The following is a 26,903-nucleotide window of genomic DNA, read 5'->3' on the forward strand; positions in this document are numbered from 1 at the left end:
CGTATCACTCGGCAATAATTTTATGGTACTGTTTATTTATATAAATGGAATAATATTTCCAATGGAGGAAGTTTAAATGGCTCAACTAACACTACAAGAATTAGAATCGCATCTTTGGAAGTCTGCGGATATTTTACGTGGCTCGGTCGATTCTGCTGATTATAAAAATTACATTTTCGGCTTACTGTTTTTAAAGCGTTTAAGCGATGTATTTGAGGAGCAACGAGAAGAAATTATCGCAGAGCATGGTGATGAAATTGGTGCGCTATTGGTAGACGACCAAGACCAGTATCAATTCTTTGTGCCAGAAACTGCACGTTGGTCTGTTATTCGCACAAAGGCAGAAAACATCGGTTCAGCAATCAACGTGGCATTTGAAGCACTTGAAAATGAAAATGCGACGCTTGAAGGTGTACTTACGCCAATTGATTTTAATCGCAAAGAAGTACTAACAGATGGTGTGCTACAACGATTATTACAGCACTTTGAGCTGCTTGATTTGCGCAATGCAAACCTTTCAGAACCAGATATGCTCGGTCGCGCTTATGAATATTTAATTAAAATGTTTGCAGACGATGCTGGGAAAAAAGGTGGCGAGTTCTACACGCCTTCCAAAGTAGTAGAGCTTATCGTCAAGCTAATTAAGCCAGAGGAAGGGATGCGCGTTTATGACCCAACATGTGGTTCAGGCGGGATGCTTATTCAATCTGTTGACTATGTAAAATCAACAGGGGGTAATCCGCAGTCTTTAACGTTATACGGACAAGAAAAGAACTTAGGCACTTGGTCAATTGCCAAAATGAATTTACTGCTCCACAACCTACCTGACCACCGCATTGAAAAGGGTGATACGATTCGTACACCGAAACTTGTAGAAGACGGTGAAATTATGCTGTTTGACCGTGTAATCGCCAACCCACCGTTCTCGCTGAAGGAATGGGGACGTGAAGAGGCAGAGCATGACGTCTATGGGCGTTTCCAGTACGGCTTACCACCGAAAAATGCAGGAGACTATGCATTTATTCAGCATATGATTGCATCATTAAAAGCAAATGGTATGGCTGGTGTTGTTATGCCTCATGGTGTGCTGTTCCGTGGCGGTGCAGAAGGAAAGATTCGTGAAGCTCTATTACAGCCAGATACGGATTTATTAGAAGCAGTAATTGGCTTACCATCGAATTTATTCTATGGAACAGGTATCCCGGCATGTGTACTTATTTTTAATCGTGAAAAAGATGAAAAACGTAAAGGTAACGTCCTATTTATCGCAGCAGAGGACGAGTGCCAAGATGGTAAAAATCAAAACACATTACGTGATGAAGATATTTTAAAAATCGTAGAGACCTTTAATGCATATAAAGACGTTGAAAAATACGCTCGCGTTGTGTCATTAGAAGAAATTGAAAATAATGACTATAATTTAAATATTACACGCTACATCGATAAATCGGAGGCCGAAGAGCAGATTGATATTGCAGCTGTGCTACAAGACATACAAACAATCGAAGCCAAATGTAACGAGACAAAAGCGAAGTTAAATGTATTCTTACGTGAGCTTGGGGTAGGTGAGATTTAATGAGTGAAGTACGTGAGGGGTATAAGATGACGGAACTAGGGGAGATACCGAGTGAATGGGAAGTAGTATCATTTAAAAATTGTTGCTCAATTGTCTCTGGTTTAGTAGACCCAAATGAAGAAAAATATAAAGAATATCCTCATATAGGGAATGCTAATATCGAAAAAGAGAGCGGGAAGCTTTTAAAATATAATTTGGTTAAAGATGAAAATTTGATTAGTGGCAAATTTTTATTTAATGAAAAACATGTACTTTATGGAAAAATAAATCCTCATTTTGCTAAAGCGGCTTATCCTATGTTCGGTGGATTATGTAGTGCAGATATGTATCCGATAGAAACTAATCTAGAAATATTAATACCGGAATATTTATTATATTTAATTTTGGATAATAGATTTACGAAAGCTATGACTGCAAACTCTGCAAGAACAGGTATTCCAAAAGTAAATAAGCAGGAAATGGATTCATATAAATTTATTTTACCAACTATAGAAGAACAACAAAAAATCTCATCAATCCTTTCAACAGTAGACGAGCAAATTGATGAAACTCAACAATTGATTGTGAAAACAAAGGAATTGAAAAAAGGTTTAATGCAGCAATTGCTAACAAAAGGGATTGGGCATACAGAGTTTAAGCAGACCGAGCTTGGGGAGATACCTTTAGAATGGAATATTTATGTTTTGGAAGAAATAGTTACTATTTTGGATGGGATGAGAAAACCTATTAAAAAAAATGACAGGAAACCGGGAAAAATTCCTTATTATGGTGCAACGGGAGTTATTGATTGGGTTGATAATTATATTTTTGAAGAACAGTTAATTTTAGTTGGAGAAGATGGAGAAAATTTAAGGTCTAGAGTATTACCAATGGCTTTCAAGATTCACGGAAAGACATGGGTGAATAATCATGCACATGTATTGAAGCCTAATCAAAATATTAATATTGATTATTTAACATATTATTTAGAGTCGATTGATTACGATGATTATATAACAGGAAGTGCACAACCAAAGTTAAATCAAGCACAGTTAAAAAAGATTAAAACTCTTATACCCACTTTACAAGAACAGCAAAAAATCGCTTCAATTCTTTCAACAGTAGACGCTCAAATCGAAGTCTACGAACAGGAAAAAGTAAAATATGAGGAATTGAAAAAAGGTTTAATGCAACAGCTTCTAACAGGTCAAGTTCGCGTGAAAATATAAGTTCAAACATAAAGGGGATTTGTATGAGTAATTTTCAAAGAGTGGGGTCAATTAGTAATGCGCATATCGGGCGTGATTTTGAAGAGGCTGCGTATGTGTATTTTACAGGGCAGGGCTACAAAATTATAAAGGATGTCGCATTACCGATAGGACTTGAGCAAAAGAAAAATCATCGTTTTGATTTAGGCTCGCCTAGTAGTGCAGAAGACAAAATTATTATTGAATGTAAATCACATCGCTGGACTTCGGGAAATAATGTGCCAAGTGCTAAGTTGACCGTTTGGAACGAGGCGATGTATTACTTTCATTTAGCACCACCCGAATATCGTAAAATCTTTTTCATTTTGAGACATTTTAGCAACAAACGTAATGAAACATTAGGTGAATATTATATCCGTATATACGGGCATCTCATTCCAAACGATGTAGAAATAATGGAATATGATGAGGTAAACAGTTCTGTTCGTGTGCTGTAACGGATAATTGGCAGGTGAATGTGGATGAATAAATTAGAATATACCGAAGTAGAGTTGCCGTTTATCGAACAATTGAAGGGCTACGGCTACATCCATATGCAAGGTCCAGAACTGGATGCAGAGCGTTCTTCTAAAGCGGCGATTGTACTTGAACAGCGCTTTGCAAAGGCCATTCGTGCTTTAAATCCTTGGTTAAATGATACTAATGTTGAAAAAGTAGTGAAGCAGTTTGTTTCGCATCAAGCGGAAGATACTTGGCATGCGAATAAAACTATTTTTGAATGGCTATTTGGACAAGGTATTTCAGTGATGCAAGATTTGGGTAGCGGTAAGAAAAATCAAACTGTTACATTGTTCGATTTTGAACAACCTGAAAACAATGAGTTCCTTGTCGTGAATCAGTTAAGTATTGAAAATGCAAACGGCACAATTCGTCCCGATATTGTGCTGTACATAAATGGTTTACCGCTTGTATTAGTGGAATGTAAAAGCCCGAAATTACAGGTGGATAAACAGTTGCCAGAAGGTGTTCGTCAGTTTGAACGTTATATGCAAACAAATGACAAGCTGTTTTGGTACAACCAAATTTTAATTGTTACAAGTCGCGACCGAGCAAGAGCAGGAACGGTATTTGCCAAGGCGCAGCATTATGGCTTATGGAAGGACCCATATCCTTTAACATTAGAGAAAGTAGGCACTACGCGAGCTCAAGAAGTGTTAGTGGCGGGGATGCTTCGTAAAGAGGCAGTGCTTGATTTAATGCGTAATTTTATTGTCTTTGATGGCAAAGTGAAAAAGCTAGCACGTTATCAGCAATATCGTGCTGTAAATAAGGCGATTGACCGCATTTTAACGGAAGAGAAACCGACACATCGAGGCGGTGTTGTTTGGCATACACAAGGCTCAGGAAAGTCGCTGACGATGGTATATTTAGCAATGAAGCTCCGTCGTCAAACGAAGCTACAAAACCCGATGTTAGTTATTGTCACTGACCGTCAAGATTTAGATGAGCAGATTACAGCGACCTTTACACAATCGGGTTTTCCGAACCCAACACAAGCTACTTCTGTTGCAGATTTAAAGCAGCAGCTAGCTAAAGGTGCAGGCAGTACGGTGATGACACTTATTCAGAAATTCCAAGGGGACGATGATAAGCAGTTCCCGGTTATCTCGGAATCACCAAATATTATTGTTATGACAGATGAATCGCACCGTTCACAATATAAAGGTTTAGCTATGAACATGCGTAAAGCGTTACCGAATGCTACATTTATTGGTTTTACTGGTACGCCAATTGAAAAGGAAAAACGTTCAACAACAGGTAAATTCGGCGCTTACATTGATAAATATACGATTGAACAAGCGGTTGAGGATGGTGCAACAGTAGCTATTTTTTATGAATCACGTTTACCGAACTTGCATGTAAAAGGTGATTCACTAGATGAGCTGTTCTCCCGTTCGTTCCACGAGTACGATGAAGACACACGCGAGAAAATTAAACAAAAATACGTAAACGATGAATTATTGCTCACTTCGCCAGACCGTATGCGTGAAATCGCACTGGATATTGTACGTCATTACGAAAGTAAAATCTTAATGAATGGCTATAAGGCACAGGTTGTAGCCATTTCTCGACATGCAGCAGTGGAATATAAAAAGCTTATTGATGAGTTTGCGGCGGGTCAATTTGAAACAGCAGTTATTTTTTCTGCTGGTCAAAATGATTCGGAGGAAATGCGACAATATCACATTTCTAAAGAGGAAGAGAAGAACTTAATTGCCCGTTTCAAAAAGCCAATGGACGAAGATAAGTTAGCGATGCTGATTGTGTGTGACAAGTTATTAACAGGCTTTGACGCACCTATTGAACAGGTTATGTATCTAGATAAGCCATTAAAAGAGCACAATCTCCTACAAGCCATTGCTCGAACAAATCGTAGATACGATGACAATAAATCATATGGGTTAATTGTCGATTATTTTGGTGTTTCTCGTTTCTTAGACCAAGCGCTAGAGATTTTTAGCGCCAATGATGTTAAAGGTGCATTGCAATCCATTGATGATGAACTACCCCGTTTAGAGCAACGTCATCGTGCAGCACTACGTTATTTTGACGGTGTAAAGCCAGCTGATTTAGAAGAAGCGATTCTGCGTTTAACAGATGAAGACGTTCGTGCAGACTTTGACAGTGCGTATAAGCGTTTTGCGCAAAGTATGGATAAAGTATTGCCAAGTCCAAAAGCGGAGCGTTTTACGGGAGACTTAAAGCGTCTAGGAGCTATTCGCCAGCTCGCGAAATCTCGTTTTGCGATTGATGATGGGATGGATATTTCAGAGTGCGGCGAAAAGGTACGTCGTCTTGTGCAGAATTACTTGTTTACAGAGGGTATTGATGCACGTGACCCAGTTTCGATTTTAGATGTGTCTTTTAAAGAGGAAATCGAAAAGAGTACGAAGCCTGAAACAAAGGCTGCTCAAATGGAACATGCGATTAAGAAAGAAATCTCCATTCGCCTTGATGAAGATAAAGTGTTCTATACATCGCTAAAAGAAAAGGTCGAGCAGCTTATTGAAAAGTATAAGGAGCGTCAACTGACCATTTTTGAGCTATTAGAGAAGCTAGAAGAGGCGCGAGAAGCTATCGTGACCAAAGTTAGCGGGAAGACAGAAAGTGGCTTAACGAGCCTGCAAGAGCCATATTACAACAAGCTCCTTGAGGTACATGAAGAAAGTGAATCATACAATTTAAAAGAAATTGCTGTTAACGTGCATCATTTTATAGAGGAGACTGTTTCACCGATTAGTGATTGGTCCTCCAAAACTGATTTTAAGCGTAAGCTGACGGCTGATTTAAAGGTTAAGCTGCTCAAAGAAAAAATGTCGATGAGCGATGCGTCGATGCTAACAGGATATTTTGTAGCATTGGCGGAGAATCAGTATGGGAAGAAATGATAAATTATTTTTAGTAAATAACACAGTGAGGAAATTCGAATGGCTAATAATGAATTAAAGACTTTAAATGAAATTTTTAATAATAGCTTTTATAGAATTCCAGATTATCAACGTGGATATGCATGGCAATTAGAACAACTTGAGGATTTTTGGGAGGATATTGAAAATCTCAAAGAAGATAAAAAGCACTACACTGGCTTAATTACTGTCGAAAGTATTAAAAGGGAGTCGGTCGAGCACTTAGAAAAGTGGCAAGATGATTTATGGATGCTGAATAAAGGTATGAAGGCCTATTATGTAATCGACGGACAGCAAAGATTAACGACAGTTATTATGTTAATTAATGCAATTTTAAGTCGCTTTAATGATGATGAAGAGATTAATTTTGAGGAAAAAAGAGATTTACTAAAGCGTTTCTTATTTCAAAAATCAGGGCAATATCAGTCTTTTGTATTTGGTTATGAAAAAGATAACCCAAGCGATGAATTTTTTAAAACTAAAATCTTAAATCAAGCTTCTATTACAGCCTCAAGTGTTCCAGAAGAAACGTTATATACAGCAAATTTAAATCGTGCAAAAGACTTTTTCGAAAAGAAGCTAAAAAATTTTTCGAAGCAAGACTTGGCTTTAATTTATAGAAAAGTAGTAAATAACCTTAAATTCAACTTATATGAAATTGATGATGATTTAGATGTCTTTATTACTTTTGAGACGATGAATAATCGTGGTAAACCATTATCTAAATTAGAACTTCTAAAAAATAGATTAATTTATTTAACAACACTTTTACAAGAAGATGAAGATGATAAAGCGAAATTACGTAGGGAAATTAATGATGTTTGGAAAACTGTGTACGAATATTTAGGGAAAAATAAATATAATCCTTTAAGTGATGACAATTTTTTAAGAAATCATTGGATAATGTATTTTAAATATGACAGAAGTATTTCAGAAGCTTATGCAGATTTTTTATTAAATGATTATTTCACACCCAAAAACATTTTGCACCAAAATCGTGATATTACAATAGGTTTTAGTGAAATTAAAAACTATATAGACAGTATTCATAAAAGTATTCAAAAATGGTTTTATATCTTTAATCCCGGCTTATCACCATATGGAATAGAGTTGAAGGAATGGCTATTCAAATTAAATCGATTAGGCTATGGAGCATTTGGTCCATTAATTTTAGCAACCTTAAATAAGGAGTTTGAAGAAGATGAAATTGTTCAACTTTTGAAAAGTATGGAACGATTCCAGTTCCTTGTATTTAGGTTAACAAGAAGAACATCGAATACAAAAAATAATCATTTTTATCGATTAGCGAATGATTTTTACCACGATAGAAATTCATTGTCACTCCAATCCATTATTGAAGATATTGATAACTTGACGGATGGAGAAGATGATGAATATTATTATGGCTGGTTTGATATTGATAAATTTGTAGATTTTATTTCTGACCAATATAAAAAGGGTAGTGGGTTCTACAGTTGGAACGGTTTAAAATATTTTTTATATGAATATGAGTTACACTTAAAAGCTGTTGCACAAGGAGAAGCAAAGGTTAGTTGGGATAGTATTGTGAAAAAAGACAGCATTGAACATATCCTGCCTCAAGAAAGCGGAGAAAAATGTTGGGCAGATACTTTACAAGGCTATTCGGATAAGCAAAAGTTCAATATACTACATTCCCTTGGTAATTTAGTTGTTATTTCCCAATCTAAAAATTCAAGTTTGCAAAATAAATGTTTTGAAGACAAAAAGAAAAGACGAGGAACAGATGGTAGTTACTTCGGTTTTATAAATGGTTCGTACAGCGAAATTGCAGTATCACAGTATACATCATGGACACCACAGACTATTTTAGAACGTGGAATTATATTATTAGAGTTTATGGAAGAACGTTGGGATATTATTATCGAAGATAAAGAAAAACTATTACATCTAGATTTTATTGAGCAATTAGCAAAGTTATAAACCTAAAATACCGTGTCTACACAACGATATATAAGCGTAGTGTAGACACGGTATTTTTAAATATATAAAGTCTTGCCATTCACCCGCAGCCATTCTTTCCGTTCCTCGTAATCCCCAATGAGCATCCCTAATGTATCCCAAAATTCTTTGGAATGGTCCATATATTTTAAATGTGCCAGTTCATGCGCTAATACATAATCAACAATTGAAACGGGTGCAAGTAGTATGCGCCAATTGATAAGAACCTGTCCATTTGCTGTGCAACTTCCCCAGCGCTGTTGCTGGTCTTTAATCTTAATCGCACTCGGGTCCTGTTGTAGCTTTACTGTAAAGCGCGTGATGCGATTCCGTACGAATGCCTCGCCTTTCTTTCTAATCCATTGCTCATAAAGAGGTAATAATGTATTACGATGCTGTTCCTCTGTTATATGTTGTGGCAACATAGCGAAAAATGTACCTTGTTGAAATTTAAAGGAAGGGTGCGATATATTTGCACATTTCATCACTTTAAGTCGATATTGTCTGCCTAAATACGGTAGCTTTTCTCCGGATAAAAATAAGCGCTGATGACTGTCATTCTTCATTTCATTAAAATGAAAAAGTTGAGCTCGAATCCAAGTTGCCTTTTGATAAACAATATCTTTAATTTTATCTATTGAGGCATCTGCTGGTGCAGTAACAGAGACACCACCTGCATTCACACTAATCGAAACCGTTTTGCGTCGCTCGCTCCATTTGATTGTATAAGGGATGATGTCTTTACCAAATTGAATGCTGTACATAAAAATCCCTCCTACAAAATCTCAATTCCATTTTATCATGAATTTATTAATTCACTTGTTATTAAAAATTAATAAAAAATTATTTGAAACAGTTTTAATTAAATATGAAATTATCATAACCTATGACTAACCGTAAAACCTTGTTACAAAAGGGTTTTACCAAATTGGAATTTAAAAAACCATAGTAATAATAAGACAGCAAGGGGGGGAGAGAGGAAGGGGGCTTAAGGAAATATAAGTTAAGTGAATAAAAAATAAATTTAATAGAGCGTGATGAAACCAACTTCTACGTGTAATAATGTAATGCCTACATAAATTTAAAATGTTACAATTCTGTGCAACAAATACCTATATAGCGTGTGCAACGAAAAGTCAACATTTGTTGCTGTTGTTGAAATTAAAAATTAGCGAATTAATTAACTTTCAAAATCAACAGTGCAATTGAAAACAGCTAAGTTGTTGATGTATATATCATGTTTGATGAATTATTACACCGTAAAAGGAAATGTAATGCAACAACTGATATTTAGAAACTTAACGCTTTATATGTTTAAAGGTGCAGCAGTTGTTGTGTTTTATAAATTAATTTTGAGATTTATAAAAAGGGAATGCAACATAAAAGTAATTCAAAAAAATGGTAGAACAATCGTACGACCTCTTTTCGTCCGCAAAGTTTAATTTATAAGATATGATGCCTCTAACAAGTTTGAAAGAGGTATTAATATAGATGCTTAAAACAACAAAACCAATGAAATTACCAGTATTTAATGAAAAACAAATTGAAAAACAAGTTAAAAAAATTAGCAATTTCTTAAAAGTGATATATCCATTTCTAAATGAGGACGATTGGCAAGATGGTTGCATTGAATTACGTCCACTCAAAAGAGATAAAAATGCTCGTTTCATAAAAAGTTTTAATGCTTGGCGATTAATGCAAAAAGATTTAGATAGCTTAAAAGAGTTTCTTCAGTTGATAAATGGCAAAGGTTTTTGCGTATATTACAGTGTATTTGCTTTTAAATACGATTTAGAAGTTAAAAATTCTAATGGTAAAAAAAGAAGGGCGGGTATGATAAATAAAGAAAATGCTCTGTCGACTCAAGTATTAGTTATGGATTTTGATGATATTTCTAAAGCGGATTTTGAATTAGAAAAGCAAAAGTTATTAGATTTAGGGATTGAGACCATTGATATCTACTCTGGTCATGGCTACCAATCTATAATTTTGCTAAAAAAGAAGGTGTACGACAAGCAGGTTTTAAGGAAATTTACCACACTGCTTATTCAAAAAGGATTTAAGGTGGATGAAGCCATTGTAGATGCAGCAAGGGTGATGAGATTGCCGTACACTTTTAATTGTAAGTCGTTGGATAAAAACAATAAATATTACATTGAGAATGAGAACTGTGTTATTCCTGTAGGTGTGGCTTGTTTTACAGAAAAACGCTACGACGTTGTAGATGTCTTTGCAAAGATAAATACATTAACGGATGTAATCCCTAGCAATGATAATCAACAGATTATGCCGTTAATAGAGAGTGCAGTCGGAGTAGAGAGCTCACAAAAATTAGAAACAAAGGAGGAAATATTAAAGGTACAGCGTAAAGTTGAATTTGCCGATGTAGAAATCGGCAAAAAGTTATATCCAATGATACCGTTTGAAAGGCTACCCAATGCCGTCCAAAAAATGTTATTGGGTGCAATGCAAGGAATTAGGAATAACACAGCGTACTTCTTACTTAACTTTTTTGCTAAAACTTTGGGTTATACAAAGGTGCAGCTAAAAGAAATTATGATTATATGGGGTTCCCGATGTAATCCCGCATTGGGTGCGGATTTTATAAAACAAGAAGTTGAGCGCTTATATGATTATAAAAAATACCCTTATAGTAGCAAGGATATGCCCAAATTGGTGAAAGAATATGGATACATCGATATTGGTATATACAAAAAAGAATCCAATATTATTATTCCGAATTCACTTTTTGATAATTATGCCGAGCTTCCTGACTCTGCAATTAAAATATATTTTACATTGAAATTAGCACACACTTTACAAAAAGTGGAGAACTATACATTAGAGGAGATTGAACGAATTTCGGGGCTTTCAAGGTCAACGGTTATTAAAAATATTCCAGCACTAGTAAAGCATAAATTGTTATCGAAAAAAAATGGGAACAATCGATTAGGTGAAAGAGATATTTATTATCTTACTCCATTTTTTGAAAAATCAGCAGGTTTTACATTAATACCGTTAGACTTAGCCAATATACTAAAGGAGAAAGCAACTAATAGTGAACTTAAAGTATATTTGTTGATGCGAAAAATGGTTGGTCCTTTAGGTGGTACATGTATTGCAAGTCAAAAGCACTTAACTAAAGAATTGGGCAAGCGGGACCAATCAGCATTATCTAAACTAACAAGTAGAATGCATGAGAAAGGATTTATCGAAAAAGTAACGGAAAAATATCAAAATGTATTGCATACATCATATATGCTAACAAATGAAATATATTTAAATACAACAAATCATGAGATAAATGCAGAACAATCTTTAATAACTGCGAGCTAAATCGTTCGACAATCGTACGACCACTTTCGAGAATTAAATTATTATTTTCTTAATATAATTAATATATAAATATTAGAAAGGTGGTCGTGCTAATGGTGTTTAAAGGGTTAGATGAAGCAGTAAAGGATTATAATTGGGCTGAACATGCAGCTGTAATGATAGATATTGAAACAAATGAAGTATGGACAGATATCTTCTGTGGGTGTGGGGAATACAAAGTTTATCATAGTGATGATGTGAAGCATGTTTTAACAAAGCATGCCATTTATCCAAAACAGTATCAAACAGATAAAGTTACCTTAAAAGAACTGTGTCTAGAAGTTTTAATGAATGTCTCCAATAATTAATAAAAATCTCCTGTCAATTAACGACAGGAGTTGTTGTAGTTTTTCTTACGTATCTATGTCCAGTTATTTTAGTCTGTTGTGATTATTTTTGCGTACCTATCTCCGTATTTCAAATTAATTTGTGATTTTCTCTACGTACCTATATGCGTATTGTGATTTTTCTTACGTATCTATGTCCAGTTATTTTAGTCTGTTGTGATTATTTTTGCGTACCTATCTCCATATTTCAATTCAATTTGTGATTTATTCTACGTGTCTAAGTACGTATTGTGATTTTTCTAACGTATCTATAGTCTGTCACTTGTTAATATTCTTATTTAATATTAACTTTCTTAAATAGGTATTCTTGGCCACCGTTATGCCAGTCTATTATTTTCTTTGGGTGATAATGTTCTACAATTTCATCTGGAGCTATTGCACATATGGTTTTATATCCTCCAGAGCAGTTTTGACTTAGAATGTTCTCTTCTAATACTTTTAGCCAGAATGGAGTGATTTTTTTTATTGGTACATCCATTGAAAAGATAGTAGGAAGACCATGGTGTTTGAGAGAATCGTGGAGTAAAAGTTTTGCTGCTATTTCTTGAAGAGCTTCGCTGCCATAAATCATGTAATGTCCGGCGTTATTAAGTAATTCATCCTTTGAAACAGTGAACCAAATCCCCTCGCTTTCTTCGAATATTTTATCGAATACTTCAATGATTTTTTCGTTAGAAATAAGTGCACTTTTTAATCTAATAAGTGTTTCTGATAGAGCCTCTTCTTTCATTAAATTCCTTATGCCAGATTTGTAGTAAGTTTCTAAATTTAAAGGTCTACAGCCGTGGTAGCCTCTGATATGCGTATAATGGTCGGTTAATCGAAAGCTAGAACTTAATTTTTTTCTTACTAATTCATCAATATGTGCTACTTTCTTCATGTTTAATACCCTCCAAAATCAGCATAATATATTTATATACAATAATATTCTAATTAGATTTTTGATTTAAAGAAAGATTCAACCCAAGAATAGTAATGTATCCTTGGGTTGATGTACCAGTGCTTTATTAAATTAAATTAAATTTGGAATACATTCAACGATTTTTTGTTTTTGTTCGAGAGTTAATTTTCGTCCTTCGTGATAAATCTCTTGTAATAAGAAAAATCCTTGAAATCTATCGGCTGGACCAATACTTTCTGTAAATCATCATCCAAAAACAGTTTAGGGTCTGCTTTTAATGCACGACATAAAGATGATAGTACATTAATTGTAATATTAGGTTTAATATCGTTCTCAATCCTTGAAAGATATGATGCTGTAACGCCAGATAATGCTGCCAAATCTCGTAATGAAAGATTACGGTCGATTCTTAATGTTCGGACAATTGTTGCTATGCTCATAGTTGTTGTCATTTTATTTTCTCCGTTTGAATTTTGATGAAATTAATCCTATTTAAGATTATTAGCAAAATTAAATAGGGTTTAATAGAGAACTATATATAATATAAATAACCTCTACTGCTATTGGAATTGATAAGTAATGTTCAGAAAAGAACATGCTATTGTATATTCCATTAGGATTTAACTAGGTTTTATTTAGGTCTACATTATGTTTAATACAGCACTAAAAATTTGATTGCCTATTTTGAATGTCACTAAAAAGTACATGGAGAGAGATTGTACGCTCTAGTTCTTTTATAAGTGATTTGCTTGATAACCCGAGTGTGAAACATATCGTAGCTAGTGATTCTAAAGGGATTTTTTCAATATAATTATAGTTTTTTTCATCTCGTCCGTTTAGTTGAGTTAATAATTGCTCCTGAATTGTTTTTAAACGAGCTAAATGCGAAGCTCTTAGTACAATTGTAATTTCTTGTCCATTCATCATGTTGATAACAACTCCTATTTTCTAAATTTGCTTATTGTATGCAAAAGTTAGGAAGATATAACGCTATTTTAATACTGTAATAGAGAATGGGTTAATACTAAAGAAATTATAATTGTACGGGGTTTTCAATACTCGCCGGCACTTGATGAAAACTTTATAAAGCCAGACATGGAACGCTTATACGAGTATAGAACTTTACCTTTTAGCGAAAAGGTTACCTCGAATTTGACCAAAGAGTATGGCTGATTTGCGATGCTTTCTGTTAAATTAAAAATTTTTTGTGATGTGAAATGGCAAACAAAGGGGGGATTTGCAGTCTATTAAATCGCCATTTGTGATATCTTCTGCGTACCATGTGCCTGTTGTGATTTTTTTGGCGTACCTATGTCCGTTTTTTGAAAAAATTGAAATTTCTATTTTTCCCATAAATGCACATTATGTTAGCTCTCCTCAAAGAAAAAACCAAGAATAGTAATGTATCCTTGGGTTAAAATATTAGTGTGATGAATTGAATTTGTAATTCTTTGAATGATTTTTTGTATTGGCTACTTTTTTAGATTTGCTTATTGCATGCAAAAGCTGAAATTCTCATTATTTTAAAATTGTGATTCCTGCAAAAACCTCATTAACAATGTTTAAATTTAATATTTCAATTTCATCGAGATAGTGATTATCTAGCAGTACTTCGAAATGTTTTTTGTTATGATAATATGCTTCCCTATGAGCATCTTCAACTATAAGCTTGTATCGAATAATCAATCCTGGAGGAAAATCCAATATATCCTGCAAATAATTTCGAATTTCCGTTAATAGATTATCTAACTTTTTAATGTTGTTATATTTGTGGTTAATATCAAGAATGTAAATAACAGGACCGTGCAATGTTATTTTGTTACTAATCTCATTGTGGTTTTGGGAACAGTGCCAGTCACCAATGTATATATTACGTGCCTGAATTGAGTTTAAATTAAATTCAGAAACTATTTCGTGGCTTTCTGGAAGTTCAAGGCAGCGTAGATTTGCCGTTGTTTGTTTTTGTATAGTATCGAGTTTTTCATAGTGACTATTAATGCTACGCCAATTGTGCTTGTAAGGCACTTTTTGTAACAGATTCAGCAAAATATGATGTGATTGCTTTTGCTTGCTCAAAAATGTTGTGTTAGTTTTAATGGCTTTTACAAAAGTTTCTAAAGTAAGTAGTGATGGCTCCTTATCGAGTAGGTTATATAACAACACACTATTAATGTAGGCACTATTTAAAGCTTTACTCATTTTAAATGTAATGCTAGGTGTTTCTTCACGATTTAAACCAGTTAAAAAATAGATGCCATATTTTTTAATACGGATAATCCGACGATTTAGATGACGATGGATTTCGAGAATATCAGCATCCACAAGTTCTCCTAGCGCTCTAGATAGATTAGTATCGGACATTCCACAAAAATATCTCATGTATTGCGCTAACTGTGAGCGCCAAAGAATGCCTTTACCTAGATGATAAACAGCATATAGGATGGGGTAATTTTGCTTTGCTATTTGTTGTTTGTGTAATTTTGTTTTCATTATTGATTCCTCCTTGATTTTAAATTTTGATGATGTCTATAGGACAGCCAATAGCTTCGGCGAATAGACATTTTGCTAAAACATTTTCAAATGTATAGTTAGTAGTTATTATTTCCACTAACTTTAATTCTTCATCGAGTAAGTATCCTCCATCAGTAGGGCTAATTTTTTCGCTCTGAAATAGACCATGTATTTCTTCAGCTTTTTCCGATAATCCTTTTTCCTCATAAGATAGCAATGTTTGTTTAAGAACATTTAAAAGCTCTTTTTCTGTCTGCCATGTCAGACGTTGTTCAAGTGGTAACGACATGTATTGATTTGCTACTTCTAAATCATGTAGTGCTGATGAAGAACGATAAAATTCCCCTAAAACACAATATTTCGAAGCAAAACTTTTCCCTGTTTTATTTAGAAAATAGATGTATTCTGTGCAGTTCTTGACGATGGAGAAGCAAGTAGCCGATTGTATATAGCCACATTTTATAAGGTGCTTAAACCTATATTTAGAGATGTACTGGTAGATATGTTCTTGAGTTAGCACGCCACATGATTTAAAAGCATGGAACAGATGCTTATCCTGCTGGTTGATGTATTTAATATTTTTAGGCATCGAGATTGCACCTCCTTAATTAGATTGAAACTACTCATCCGTTGTCTCGCATATGCGGTCCCAGTCTAGTAATAACAAGCTATTTTATGCAAGATGGGGGTAAATATAACGATTAATACAAAGTTTTTAAATCTAACGGATTCTAATGATGTTACAAATGGGAATCTATACAAAAGCGCACTAAAGAAAGGTAAAACATATTTTTTGTTGTAAAAAGTAATATTTTGTAGCGGACTTGTATAAGATACAAAGTCAAAAATAAAGGAGGTGTGCACTTTGGTAATTGAAGAGTTTTTAAGTCTCGATATCGAGGGCCAATTAAAGTGGCTAAACAAGCAACGAGCTACAAAAAAATTGAAAGTGATAGAGGTGGAATTAGGAGCAAAAGCGTACGTAATAGAAAAACCTATCAAGTCTGCGGGCTACAAATACGACAACAATCTGAAACGATATATCTTGCACCAAGGGGATAATGGTCAAAATGAGAATGAAACATTGAGCTTTCTTGAACAACATTTGACGACAATAAAAAGCTTGGTGCATAAAGAGGAAAGCATGGATATGTCAAATGAACTGACTATAGACAAGTTGATTTTAAGTAATAGGGTTTACAAGTCAAAGGGTTTAAAAGTCCAAGAGGATGTTTATGCGCGATTTGTTGAGTTGTACAAGCAACAATACCAACAATATAAATTGCAGGACATTATCTCACAAGCATTATTGGAATTTTGCCAACGATATGAGGGGAAATCAGGATAGTTAATAGAAGAAAAAGGAATGTTCTGTTCTGAACATAATTTTGAATAATTATTCTATAATTCGAATGCACTTTTATTTTTCAAAGTTTACATAAGAACATTGAAATTCCTATTTTAATTGGTTTTATTGTGCTGTCAGTTATATTTGACATTATTTTGTTCGACATTAATAATGAATAAAAAATTGCTGCAAATACGAACGAATGTTTTAATTAAATTAACAAAAGAAAGGATGATAGTATGTTAAAGCTTACAAAAGAAGAAGCTATAGAAATGTTAGAAAAAAGTTATTATTTTCCATAAGTGATGGATTTTGAATATGATGGAGGAATGGTTGATTTTGTAATATATACTCCTGTTTTGTATCCAACTAATACTCCAGATATTTACTACTGCTATGCAATGGCTGTAAAATTAGTAGAATTACAAAATATAGTTAATTCTGATTTAGAAGATGATGAATGGACTAGCATAGAGAATTATGAAATGTTGAGAAGGTGTGGATTAGAGGTTGTTAAATGGAAAGTGAAAGTTCAAGAGATAATATAATTCGAAACACGTTAAACTTTAAAGTGCAAGCAGGTGCATATTACGATTCAAATGTGAGAGCAGCAATAATAACTGTAGAACTTTGGATTAATAATAACCTAGAAGGATATTTATATTTAGATGTAACTTTGGGTTGCGATATTGATATCGAGAATATCACTTTAACTATGAGTAATGATTGTATTTTCCCCTTGAATGTGGCTAGACGCTGATGAGAAAAACTTACCGAAACTTTTATTAGGAAGCATTAGATTATTAGAGGTTGTAAAAGAATGGGTAAATAATAGTGTAGAAACATCTTTATAAGTGAAATCTAAAGAATATCTCTATTATTAATCTGTAGGATATTTTTTTATATAATTTTGAAGCTTAGTAGTATATGCAATAAATATAATAGTTACATTAATTAGTATATTATAGGGGGAGTTCAAACCAGGAAAAATAGGATACTTAGATTATCTATAGAGACTAATTCCTGCAATCACGAAAATGTTGTATGTCGTGACTTGAGAATGATACTGACTTTGATATAATTAAGATAAACACATGTAATTATGTGCTACTAAAACTATATATAACTAATTTATTAAGCATCTTTGCTTATAAGTAACAGAACGTGTTTTAAAAAAACTACTTTTTGTTGCTTATATGTAACGGGTGCTTTTTTTGTTGTCTGAAATAGTTTTAGATAAATTTAATAGCATGATAGGAGCTGAATTAAATGCGTAATTATTTTGATAAAGATTGGATAGTAAGTGATATTACAGAGGAAATGGGTGGAACACCTGCTATTGAGGTGAGGGGCTATTTTGATGAATTTAAAGAAGATGATGAGGTATGCTCATTTTTCTTTAATGACATTAACCCCATGTCTCAAGTTGAAAATGTTAGTTTAGTAAAGCATGCTCCGGATATGTATCGTTTTTTACTGAAAGCTGAAGGGTTTTTACCAAAAGATTTACGGCTTGAATGGATAAGAATTAAGAAAAAACTAGGTGAACAATTTGATATTGATGAACTTCCTTTGCCAGTAATTGAAGAGGAAATTTGTGATTACAATGACTCTATTGAAACTAATAATATTCCGATGGAGTTTTTAGAAATAAATAAGGTTTTAAGTTTTTATGATATTTCCGATGTTCGTTTTGATTACGATGATTATGAAGATGAAACGGGTATATTGGGATTTGTATTACATTCAAACGAACTGCTGGTTTATGTTTATATTTACGTTTTTATGGGAGAAGTCATAATTCGTTTGAAAATAATTGAAAAAGTTAAAGGCTTTATTTACTTAAACACAGGATGGTTAAATAAATATATAACTAATAACCTAGAGCTAAGCTCAATCATACTGGAAGCATTTCAACTTGCCAAAGATTATATTGCAAAGGATAGTACAGTAGAGTTTTATGATGAAGTTCGTAGACATTATCCTATGTCAACTCCAAGTCAAGAGCAACAACTAAAAAATTTAGAATATTTAATGTCATATTACTACCAAATTGAGAGCCGTTGGATATTGGAGCTTTAAATATAAATCGTTTTCAAAATATATGTATGCTTTTAACTAAAAGGATACGTACAGAATGTTGATTTACTAGGACTTTTGATTTGTGTGCTTATTAAATGTATGCTTATTATAATATATAGATAAAACCATACATAAGGATTGGGGTTTTTGGATGGCAAATTACACCAAGAAAAAAGGTATGTTAATCGATGTGCAGCCCCTAAGAACCAAAAGTGAAGTGCATGAAATTTTAGAGGCGTTAGGGATGTCAAAAGAATTTGGTTTGCGAAATCAATTGTTGTTCAAACTTGGAATTTCTACCGGTTTACGTTGTGGGGATTTAGTGGCTCTAAAAGTGGAACAATTGAAAGGGAAAAGCTCATTTAAAATTCGTGAGGGAAAAACGCAAAAAGAACGAACGGTTTATTTAAATAACTTAATGGCGGATATTGCAGATTACATTGAAACATTGCCGTCAGATGTAGAGTATTTATTTCCGAGCCGGAAAGGGAATGGACATATAACAACAACGCAGGCTTACCGTATAATCACTAAGGCTGGTGAAATGATAGGGAATGCATCAGTAGGAACTCATACGATGCGTAAAACTTTCGGCTATACGTATTATCAAGCAACTAAAGATGTGGCAACTTTAATGGAGATATTTAATCATTCGTCCCAAAAAACAACTATGAGGTATTTAGGACTTACGGATGAAAGTATCGAAAATAGTCTGAAAAAGATTTCGTTCTTTTAAGAGGATTCGAAGATATATTAATATATAGGAGATAAGGCGCGAGAATACTTTATCAAGCACGGTTTCATTGATTAATAGCGACTGACTGACTGACTGTGTACAAAAAGGCATAAATAGCCCCCTGCAACGTTCCTAGAGCGCGTGCGGGGAGCTATTTTTTATATTTCGTATTTTAATGTTCCAGTAATTTTTTGTGTTAGGTTTTTCGATGTAATTTCATAATTAATATCAAACGTTTCATTCGCTTTTATTAAAAGGTAACAAGGGAACCACATACTTGTTGATGGATTAAGCTCATCAAATGTGAATTTTAATACTTGAGCATCTGAACTTATATAAGCAGAAAAATATAAAATTTGTTCTGTCTCATCTTCAAATTCAGCATGTAAAGTTTTAAGTTTATCTTCAAAAGATTCCTTATAAGAGAAAGGTAATGGAATATTTGTTATTGGTAATGCAGGTTTATACTGTTCAGCACAATAATATTCTAATAAATCACTAGTCTCTTTGGGTTTTAAAATTGATTCAAGTAAATTGTTAGTAAAATACTCTATAACATAATAGTTAGGTTTTTCGATTTGTTCAGCAGTTAAAATTTGAACGTTTTTAGGGAATGTTAATTTTACTGTAATAGATTCATTATACTGATGTCCGATATTAGATAAAATTAAAGGTGCAATTGAAAATCCGTCTAAATAATTAAAATAATCTAGAAACCCTTTTATTTCAAATAGCATAACCTCGTAGTCTCTAAATAAATCATATTTTTCTTTTTCTTTGTCGGTACCAATAATGGTTGTTCCACCACCTATGGCTAGGTTTAAGGTGCTCTTTTTTAAATCACCGAAGTCAAAAAAGTCACCTTTCAACTCGATACCTGTAATTTGCTTTGTGATTTCATAACATTCTGCTTGTTCATTATTACTAATGATGATAGGTGAATTTATGTTAAATTTAATAATATTATCGATGCTTTCATTGTTATCTGCGTCGTTTTTCTTAGGCAAATTAATAGAAGAAACTTTATGAATGAGCTGTTTAAGAGATTCAATTTTTTCCTTGATAAAAGTTGAGCTTGAATATGCTCTTCTTAACCCTGTAATACTATTAGTAATTGTTTCGTTTTTAGGATTATAAAAAGCCACTGAAAGTTGATTGTTAGTTATTGGCGTAAGTGAGACAGATGACTCACCATGTTCATTTGCAAATAAAGTTAAATGGTTTGTCACTTTTTCTTTCAGCAATTCACTAGAATCATAAGTGTCATATAGACCTTTGGATTGGCATTCAGTCTTGAAATCCTTTAACCGTTGATATTGTTCATAGTCTATTGAGTCTGGCATTACAGGTTTATTAGAAAAATAAAGCATTACTTTTTTATTCTGCTCCATAAATTCTGTAATTTCCTCAACAGTACCTGATTCTGCCACTCCTGTATGCGTTCCTAACTTAGTCCAAAAAGCTCCGATTAATATATCTGATGTTTCTACTATTTGTTTGTTGATTAAACCCTGTGGACGTCCACCCATAGTAGGTATAGTGTGAGTCTCCCATTTAATAGGTAGAAAGACAATCTTATAATGCTCTGAATTCTTTGTGTTCCATTCATGAAGAATTTTGGGTATTAATTCTCTTTCTTCAGATACGTCAGAAGGTGATGCGATTAGTACTTTGTAAACTTTTGCGTTGAAAGCCATGTAATTACCTCGCTTCATTTTTTCTAAAATATGGTTACTATTAATTATAATCAAAATTCCTATTTATTTATATTGTTTAAATGATACAATTTAAGTAAGCACGAACTAAGTGCTGCCTAAATCATAAATAAAGTCTGCTTATAAAGCACTCATGCTTATATGTAATATTCAGTTTTAAAAAAAACTGTCTTTGTTACATATATGTCATGGGTGCTTTTTTTGATGCTTGGAGGAGGACAGAAAATGCAGAATGCTAAAGTTCAACGCTTTATTAAAGAGGGAAGGGGGCAAGGAACCGGGAGCGAGTATGTGCCTTGGGTGAAAACATCGGACTATTCGAGCAAAGGCAGAGCTACTCGTATTCGAGGGATAAAAACAAAGCGTATACATCATTTACATTCAGACAACCAGCTACGCGCGTTTTTCATGTTTGAGCATAGCGATGCTGTTTTGGACATTCGTGAAAGCTTCCCATTATTAGATGCAATGGAAGTTATCGATGATAAAGACGGGTTACGCTTTGATAAATTCACTGATTCAGAAGGCAGTGCATTAGTAATATGCACAACGTTTTTACTTACTGTACGAGAAGAAACGGGTGAGGAAAAACTCGTAGCAAGGTCTGTGAAAAATACAAGCGAGCTAACTAAGAAAATAACATTAGAAAAGCTAGAAATTGAGCGTCGTTATTGGAAAGCACGAGGTGTAGATTGGCAAATAGTGACCGAAAAGCAACTTCCACGACAATTTTGTAACAACATTGAATGGTGCAGGGAAACTTTATTAGAGGAAATGAAAGAGAGTGAATTGGCGGGTGCATTGTTATCGTATATCAAAAACAATCCCTCCATACCAATTAAATTGCTATTTAGTGAATTTGAACATAAGCAGGAAATAGAACCAGGGCAAGGATTATGGCTCTTTCGCTATTTATTAGCGAAGAAATGTTTGGAAGTGAACATTAGAAATCCTATTAATCTTGCTGCAACACTAGAGGAGTTAAAGTAGGAGGTCATTATGAATTTTATTGTAAACCAGCTATTTAGACATAGTAATGGCAATGTTATTCGTTTGCTACATATTAATCGTTTCACAGATGTTTTGTATGTATTGAATATGGAAGGGAATCGCTGGCCTTATCCGATGCAATCGAAGGATTTATTAGAAGCAGTTCAATCAAATATGTGGATGGAGGTTCCCGATACGTATATTCGTGCTGTTCCTGAAGAAAATTTAAATATGAAGGAACGAGAAAAACGAGATAAAGCGTGGAAAATGATAATGGCATTTTTAGGGGAATTAGAGAGTGAGGAGTTAGCTTTTATAGGTAGCTATCGTAAACCGGCTATTGATACGGTACTACGTAAATATCAGATGAGCTATAACGGATTCAAAGCATTGCTGCTGAAATATTGGAAAGGTGGAGGGACGAAAAATAGTTTACTGCCTAATTATTATAAATGTGGCTCCAGTGGAGAGAGCAGAAATCTTTCAAATAGAAAGGTAGGTAGACCATGTAAGAATGGCAGATATGGCATCAATATTGATGATAAAGTGAAACGCCAATTTAGAGCAGGGTTGAATAAGTACTATTACAACGAGCGCAACAATAGCTTGAAGTTCACATATGAAATGATTTTGAAAGATTATTACACAGTTGATTGTACAGATGATAAGGCTGGGGCAATACTGATTTTAGCGAAAGCAGTGCCTAGTTATAATCAATTTTTATATTGGTTTAAGAAAATAAACGATACGAAAAAAGAAATTATCCAACGCCAAGGCTTACGTAACTATCAGCAAAATTATCGAACAATTATTGGTGCTTCTACGAGCGAGGGATGGCAATTTGATTCGACGCAATTTGATATTTATTTAGTCAGTTCTACAAATCGTAATGTAATTGTTGGACGTCCTATTTTGCACTTAGCTGTATGTGCCTTTACCCGTATGATAATGGGATTCTGCATCTCCTTCGAATCATTAAATGGTTATGGGGGAGAAATGTTGGCACTTTATAATGCGATGACTTCTAAAAAGCAGTTTTGTAAAAAGTATGGCATTGATATTGAAGATACTGAATGGCCATATGGTGTGCCAAGCAAAATCCTCACTGACCAAGGAGCTTTAGAAGGGAAACGGATTGAACATGCAATTGAGCAATTAGGTATCGCCATTCAGCAAACACCGCCATATCATGCTGACTATAAAGGAATCATTGAACAAGCTTTTGAACAGCTCAATGTTAAAATAAAGCCTTTTGCTGATGGTGTAGTCGTAAAAGGTAATCAAGCAAAAGAGCGCGGTCAAAAGGATTATCGCTTACAAGCTACAATGACGATTGATGAATTTACGAAAGTAGTAATTAAAACAGTACTTTTTCATAACAATCATCATGTATTAAAGGATTATGTGCTTACTGAAGAGATGATTGAGCTAGGTGTAGAGAAGATACCGATTAAGCTTTGGAATTATTATGTCAGTTCTTATAAAGGTAGTGTGCGAATGCTACCTGAAGAATTAATTCGTATAAATCTTTTGCCAATAGACACGGCAACTTTGACTGCGCGCGGTGTATCGTTTAGAAAAATGCTTTATGCTTCACCAGAGTTGTTAGCTGCGGGGGACTTTGTAGAAGCTCGTGTGAATGGAAGTAGGAAGTTAAAAATATGCTACAACCCATTGGATATATCAGAAATCTATATGTATCGGGATGATGGACATCTTCAAAAGCTTGCATTATTAGAACATCTGCTTACTTACGCTGGTAAAGGTCAAGATGAGGTAGCGGCTCTCAAAGAATATGAGCAAGATAAAGACCGCAAAAATCAAGAGCAAGAACTGCAAGCGAAGATTCAATTATATGAAGAGCTTGAAGTAATAGTGGAAAATGCTAGAGAGGAAAGCGTGGCAGAACGTGACCCAAACTTATCGAAGGCTCAAAGAATTAGGGGGATTAAAGATAACCAACAAGCAGAACGAATGCTACAACGCGAAATCTTGCGAGAGCCAGTGCCAGAAGCGTCCATGGAATTAGAAGAAGAGTTTGATGAATTTGCGATGTTTAGAGGTGGTAGGGATGAATAAAATCTATTTGGAGAATGGTATGGATGCTGTACAGGCGACCTATCATCAATCACCGTTAGAGGAATATAACAGCAATCCTTTTATTCAAGCGTTGCCACCATTAATGAATAAGCAAGCGATTATTGATAGTTTAGCGATGTCGATTTCATTTGATGAGTCGGAACGGGACTATGATAGTGCGTTTCGTCTTCATATGGTACAGAGGCTTTATAAATTATTTCAGCCATTGCCTCGGCATTTGGATGTTTGGAACACAACTTTCTCTTTGCTTTATCAGGGCTATATTTCACGTAATCCATTTGACAAGGAATATATACGCCAACGTAATCAAATGGGCAAAGAGATTATTAATAAAAGTTTTGATATAAACAATCAGTCAACATTCCGCACCACTGCTAGCTGTGCAACTTTAATTGGCTACTCTGGAATGGGTAAGACCAGCTCTGCCCAGAGAGTTTTAAATAATATCCCGCAAGTTATCGTGCACAACGAGTATAAAGGGCAGCCATTTAATCAGTTGCAACTAACGCATTTAACATTACAAACACCTCATTCATCGAGTCTAAAAGCATTAACACTTCAATTCTTTTTAAAGGTCGATGAAATATTAGGAACTGATAACTATAGAAGAAATGTGTCTAAAAATACGTCAGTAGATGCGATGCTTCCGCAAATGGGACAAGTAGCAAATAACATTGGGTTAGGTCTGCTGGTTATAGATGAGATTCAGCATTTGCAGAACCGTGCTATCAAGCAAATGATGAACTACTTTGTTACGCTAATGAATTCATTTGGTGTACCTATATTGTTCATTGGTACGCCAGCTGCTTACTCGATTTTTCAGCAGGAGTTCCGAATTGCGCGGCGAGTAAGCGGGAACGGGGAGATTACTTGGAATAACATGGAGAACGATAAAGAGTTTCGTTTCTTTTTACAATCTCTATGGAGGTATCAATGGACGCGCACTTTTACGCTCTTATCTGATGAGATGGTGGCAGTATTTTATGAACATACACAGGGCGTATCAGATTTAATAGTTAAGCTATTTGCCAATGTACAAGTAATGGCTATTTCTACGGGTAAAGAAGCATTTAATGTGAGCATGGTGAGAAAAGTCGCTAAAGAGCAGTTTAAGCTGATGCAACCTATGATTGATGCTATTAAATCTAAAAATCCATACAAAATGCATCAGTATGAGGATTTGCGAAAGTTAGCAATGGAACAGCAAGCTCAACCTGTTATGCATACTGCTGTTAGTCCTATGAAGGTATCGAAACAATCGATTGCTATTAAAAATCCGCAGCCTATAAAGGTAACGCAAGAATATGTCTATAAAGAGGATGACATCCGTTTTAACTATCAAAAAGCCATAGAGGCAAACACTATGTATGATGCATTAGTTAAACAAGGATATATAGATGGCATGCAGCATTGGATTGGAGGTGTGGGGAATGTTAAATAACTTCCCAGTGCTCTATCCAGACGAATTGTTTTATAGCGCTATTGCGAGATATAGGCAAGCGAATGCGATTGATAGCAAACTAGGGGTGGAAAGGGACATCTATGGGATAGAGCGGCATCATAAAGTAGGTAAGTCGGTTTATTTTCCACAGAAGCTTGAAACATTTATTGAAAGGTTGCCCTTCTATGGAAACTTATCAGTGGATGAACTGATTTGGGAACATACGATGTTTCCGTTTTATACAGCATTTATGACCGATGACAAAACCAATGAGATATTTGAAGCGATGAGCTATGGGAACCGGATGAGTATAGAGAATATGGTCGGTATTCCAATGTCTAAGATTAAAACCCCGCAGTTCTTGAGGTACTGCCCTTGTTGCTACGAGGAAGACTTAAATAAGTTAGGTGAAAGCTATTGGCGCAGGTTGCCACAAGTTCCCGGAGCGCTGTATTGTCCAATCCACAAAGTGCTTTATAAGGATAGCGCCATAGATATCACGAAAGAGAATTTAGATTATATCTGTGCAGATGATGATGTATGCAATGAGGAAACGGCGAATGATGAAGAGGTGGTGGAATATAAAGAGCTAGATGAGAGATACGTACGAAATGTGCAATGGCTCATGCAAAATCGGATTCGTTTACCACCGAATTACATTAGTAGCTTCTATATAGATAGATTAAGGGAAGCAGAATTAACATCTTACGTCGGCAATATAAAGATGACAGAGTTTCTTGAAGCTTTCCAGGGACATTACTCTGCAAATTATCTAGAACTGATGCAGAGCGCGGTCAGTATAGATGAAAGAAATAGCTGGACGAAGCTCTTTATAAGGAATACATCAAAAAATAGAAGTCCGCTACGACACTTGCTAATGCTTCAGTTCCTAAAAGTACAGCTAGCAAAGTTGTTTGAAATGGAACCAGTAATAGGGAAGCGACCAAAGAAAAAGAGCAATCGAGTTCCGATTTATTCAAGTGAGGAACGAAAACAACAATGGCTAGTGTTGCTTACAGAACATCCAAATGCGAATCGGAAAGAATTAAGAAAAATTAATAATGGATTGTTTGCATGGTTACGGATTCATGAGCGTGAGTGGTTTGATGAGGTAACGCCAAAAGGTTGTAAAAGGAGGAGAGATTAA

23 protein-coding genes are annotated in these 26,903 nt (G+C 34.5%); 16 read left to right on the forward strand and 7 right to left on the reverse strand.

Features of this window, described 5'->3' with window-relative positions:
• Positions 1-76 precede the first annotated feature (76 nt).
• Genes ACQQ2I_RS00615 through ACQQ2I_RS00635 form a run of 5 tightly spaced genes read left to right on the forward strand, consistent with a single transcriptional unit; the run spans position 77 to position 8,192 of the window.
• Positions 77-1,576, forward strand: a complete 1,500-nt coding sequence (locus ACQQ2I_RS00615) for a type I restriction-modification system subunit M (RefSeq protein ID WP_431028631.1) — start codon at positions 77-79, stop codon at positions 1,574-1,576.
• A complete protein-coding gene (locus ACQQ2I_RS00620; protein ID WP_431028632.1) occupies positions 1,576-2,784 on the forward strand; it encodes a restriction endonuclease subunit S in 1,209 nt (402 codons plus the stop codon). The genes ACQQ2I_RS00615 and ACQQ2I_RS00620 overlap by 1 nt, the downstream gene beginning before the upstream one ends.
• Positions 2,785-2,807: 23 nt before the next feature.
• Positions 2,808-3,260, forward strand: coding sequence for a hypothetical protein (locus tag ACQQ2I_RS00625; protein ID WP_431028633.1), 453 nt, complete (start codon positions 2,808-2,810; stop codon positions 3,258-3,260).
• Positions 3,261-3,284: 24 nt separating this feature from the next.
• Positions 3,285-6,212 carry a type I restriction endonuclease subunit R gene (locus ACQQ2I_RS00630; RefSeq protein WP_431028634.1) on the forward strand — a complete coding sequence of 976 codons (2,928 nt, stop codon included), beginning with the start codon at positions 3,285-3,287 and terminating at the stop codon, positions 6,210-6,212.
• Positions 6,213-6,251: 39 nt separating this feature from the next.
• On the forward strand, positions 6,252-8,192 hold the full coding sequence (locus ACQQ2I_RS00635; RefSeq protein WP_431028635.1) for a DUF262 domain-containing protein: 1,941 nt from the start codon (positions 6,252-6,254) through the stop codon (positions 8,190-8,192).
• Positions 8,193-8,248: 56 nt separating this feature from the next.
• On the opposite strand, the gene ACQQ2I_RS00640 is transcribed toward ACQQ2I_RS00635, so the two are convergent.
• Entirely contained in the window at positions 8,249-8,974 is a 726-nt protein-coding gene (locus tag ACQQ2I_RS00640; protein ID WP_431028636.1) for a M48 family metallopeptidase, read from the reverse strand.
• A 727-nt stretch (positions 8,975-9,701) separates the two neighbouring features.
• On the opposite strand from ACQQ2I_RS00640, the gene ACQQ2I_RS00645 reads away from it, so the two are divergent.
• Both ACQQ2I_RS00645 and ACQQ2I_RS00650 read left to right on the forward strand, forming a co-directional pair.
• On the forward strand, positions 9,702-11,546 hold the full coding sequence (locus ACQQ2I_RS00645) for a hypothetical protein (RefSeq protein WP_431028637.1): 1,845 nt from the start codon (positions 9,702-9,704) through the stop codon (positions 11,544-11,546).
• Between the two features lie 92 nt (positions 11,547-11,638).
• A complete protein-coding gene (locus ACQQ2I_RS00650; protein ID WP_431028638.1) occupies positions 11,639-11,893 on the forward strand; it encodes a hypothetical protein in 255 nt (84 codons plus the stop codon).
• Between the two features lie 313 nt (positions 11,894-12,206).
• On the opposite strand, the gene ACQQ2I_RS00655 is transcribed toward ACQQ2I_RS00650, so the two are convergent.
• The 5 genes from ACQQ2I_RS00655 to ACQQ2I_RS00675 all read right to left on the reverse strand — a co-directional run bounded on the left by ACQQ2I_RS00655 (position 12,207) and on the right by ACQQ2I_RS00675 (position 15,933).
• Positions 12,207-12,812 carry a hypothetical protein gene (locus ACQQ2I_RS00655; RefSeq protein ID WP_431028639.1) on the reverse strand — a complete coding sequence of 202 codons (606 nt, stop codon included), beginning with the start codon at positions 12,810-12,812 and terminating at the stop codon, positions 12,207-12,209.
• Positions 12,813-12,994: 182 nt separating this feature from the next.
• Complete coding sequence (locus ACQQ2I_RS00660; protein WP_431028640.1) at positions 12,995-13,285, reverse strand: helix-turn-helix domain-containing protein; 291 nt, start codon at positions 13,283-13,285, stop codon at positions 12,995-12,997.
• 211 nt (positions 13,286-13,496) lie between these two features.
• Positions 13,497-13,760, reverse strand: a complete 264-nt coding sequence (locus ACQQ2I_RS00665; protein ID WP_431028641.1) for a hypothetical protein — start codon at positions 13,758-13,760, stop codon at positions 13,497-13,499.
• Between the two features lie 591 nt (positions 13,761-14,351).
• On the reverse strand, positions 14,352-15,323 hold the full coding sequence (locus ACQQ2I_RS00670; RefSeq protein ID WP_431028642.1) for a hypothetical protein: 972 nt from the start codon (positions 15,321-15,323) through the stop codon (positions 14,352-14,354).
• 19 nt (positions 15,324-15,342) lie between these two features.
• A complete protein-coding gene (locus ACQQ2I_RS00675; protein WP_431028643.1) occupies positions 15,343-15,933 on the reverse strand; it encodes a hypothetical protein in 591 nt (196 codons plus the stop codon).
• Between the two features lie 276 nt (positions 15,934-16,209).
• Between ACQQ2I_RS00675 and ACQQ2I_RS00680 the strand changes: the two genes are divergently transcribed.
• From ACQQ2I_RS00680 to ACQQ2I_RS00700, 5 genes are all read left to right on the forward strand, one after another.
• Positions 16,210-16,692, forward strand: a complete 483-nt coding sequence (locus ACQQ2I_RS00680; RefSeq protein ID WP_431028644.1) for a hypothetical protein — start codon at positions 16,210-16,212, stop codon at positions 16,690-16,692.
• A 329-nt stretch (positions 16,693-17,021) separates the two neighbouring features.
• Positions 17,022-17,240 (forward strand): hypothetical protein, encoded by a 219-nt coding sequence (locus tag ACQQ2I_RS00685; protein WP_431028645.1) that lies wholly within the window; start codon positions 17,022-17,024, stop codon positions 17,238-17,240.
• Positions 17,210-17,452: a hypothetical protein gene (locus ACQQ2I_RS00690; RefSeq protein WP_431028646.1), complete on the forward strand. Its 243-nt coding sequence runs from the start codon at positions 17,210-17,212 to the stop codon at positions 17,450-17,452. Before ACQQ2I_RS00685 ends, ACQQ2I_RS00690 begins: the two co-directional genes overlap by 31 nt.
• A gap of 509 nt (positions 17,453-17,961) precedes the next feature.
• A complete protein-coding gene (locus ACQQ2I_RS00695) occupies positions 17,962-18,774 on the forward strand; it encodes a hypothetical protein (RefSeq protein ID WP_431028647.1) in 813 nt (270 codons plus the stop codon).
• A 151-nt stretch (positions 18,775-18,925) separates the two neighbouring features.
• Positions 18,926-19,510 carry a tyrosine-type recombinase/integrase gene (locus ACQQ2I_RS00700; RefSeq protein WP_431028648.1) on the forward strand — a complete coding sequence of 195 codons (585 nt, stop codon included), beginning with the start codon at positions 18,926-18,928 and terminating at the stop codon, positions 19,508-19,510.
• Between the two features lie 158 nt (positions 19,511-19,668).
• On the opposite strand, the gene ACQQ2I_RS00705 is transcribed toward ACQQ2I_RS00700, so the two are convergent.
• A complete protein-coding gene (locus ACQQ2I_RS00705) occupies positions 19,669-21,207 on the reverse strand; it encodes a hypothetical protein (RefSeq protein WP_431028649.1) in 1,539 nt (512 codons plus the stop codon).
• A 243-nt stretch (positions 21,208-21,450) separates the two neighbouring features.
• On the opposite strand from ACQQ2I_RS00705, the gene ACQQ2I_RS00710 reads away from it, so the two are divergent.
• From ACQQ2I_RS00710 to ACQQ2I_RS00725, 4 genes are read left to right on the forward strand one after another with little or no spacing between them, the layout of a single operon-like run.
• A complete protein-coding gene (locus ACQQ2I_RS00710; RefSeq protein ID WP_431028650.1) occupies positions 21,451-22,215 on the forward strand; it encodes a TnsA endonuclease N-terminal domain-containing protein in 765 nt (254 codons plus the stop codon).
• 9 nt (positions 22,216-22,224) lie between these two features.
• Positions 22,225-24,294, forward strand: a complete 2,070-nt coding sequence (locus ACQQ2I_RS00715; protein WP_431028651.1) for a Mu transposase C-terminal domain-containing protein — start codon at positions 22,225-22,227, stop codon at positions 24,292-24,294.
• On the forward strand, positions 24,287-25,756 hold the full coding sequence (locus ACQQ2I_RS00720) for an ATP-binding protein (protein WP_431028652.1): 1,470 nt from the start codon (positions 24,287-24,289) through the stop codon (positions 25,754-25,756). The genes ACQQ2I_RS00715 and ACQQ2I_RS00720 overlap by 8 nt, the downstream gene beginning before the upstream one ends.
• Positions 25,746-26,903 carry a TnsD family Tn7-like transposition protein gene (locus ACQQ2I_RS00725; protein ID WP_431028653.1) on the forward strand — a complete coding sequence of 386 codons (1,158 nt, stop codon included), beginning with the start codon at positions 25,746-25,748 and terminating at the stop codon, positions 26,901-26,903. The genes ACQQ2I_RS00720 and ACQQ2I_RS00725 overlap by 11 nt, the downstream gene beginning before the upstream one ends.

It is taken from the genome of Lysinibacillus sp. LZ02 (assembly GCF_050613145.1).
In the GTDB taxonomy this organism is placed as follows: Bacteria; Bacillota; Bacilli; order Bacillales_A; family Planococcaceae; genus Lysinibacillus_B.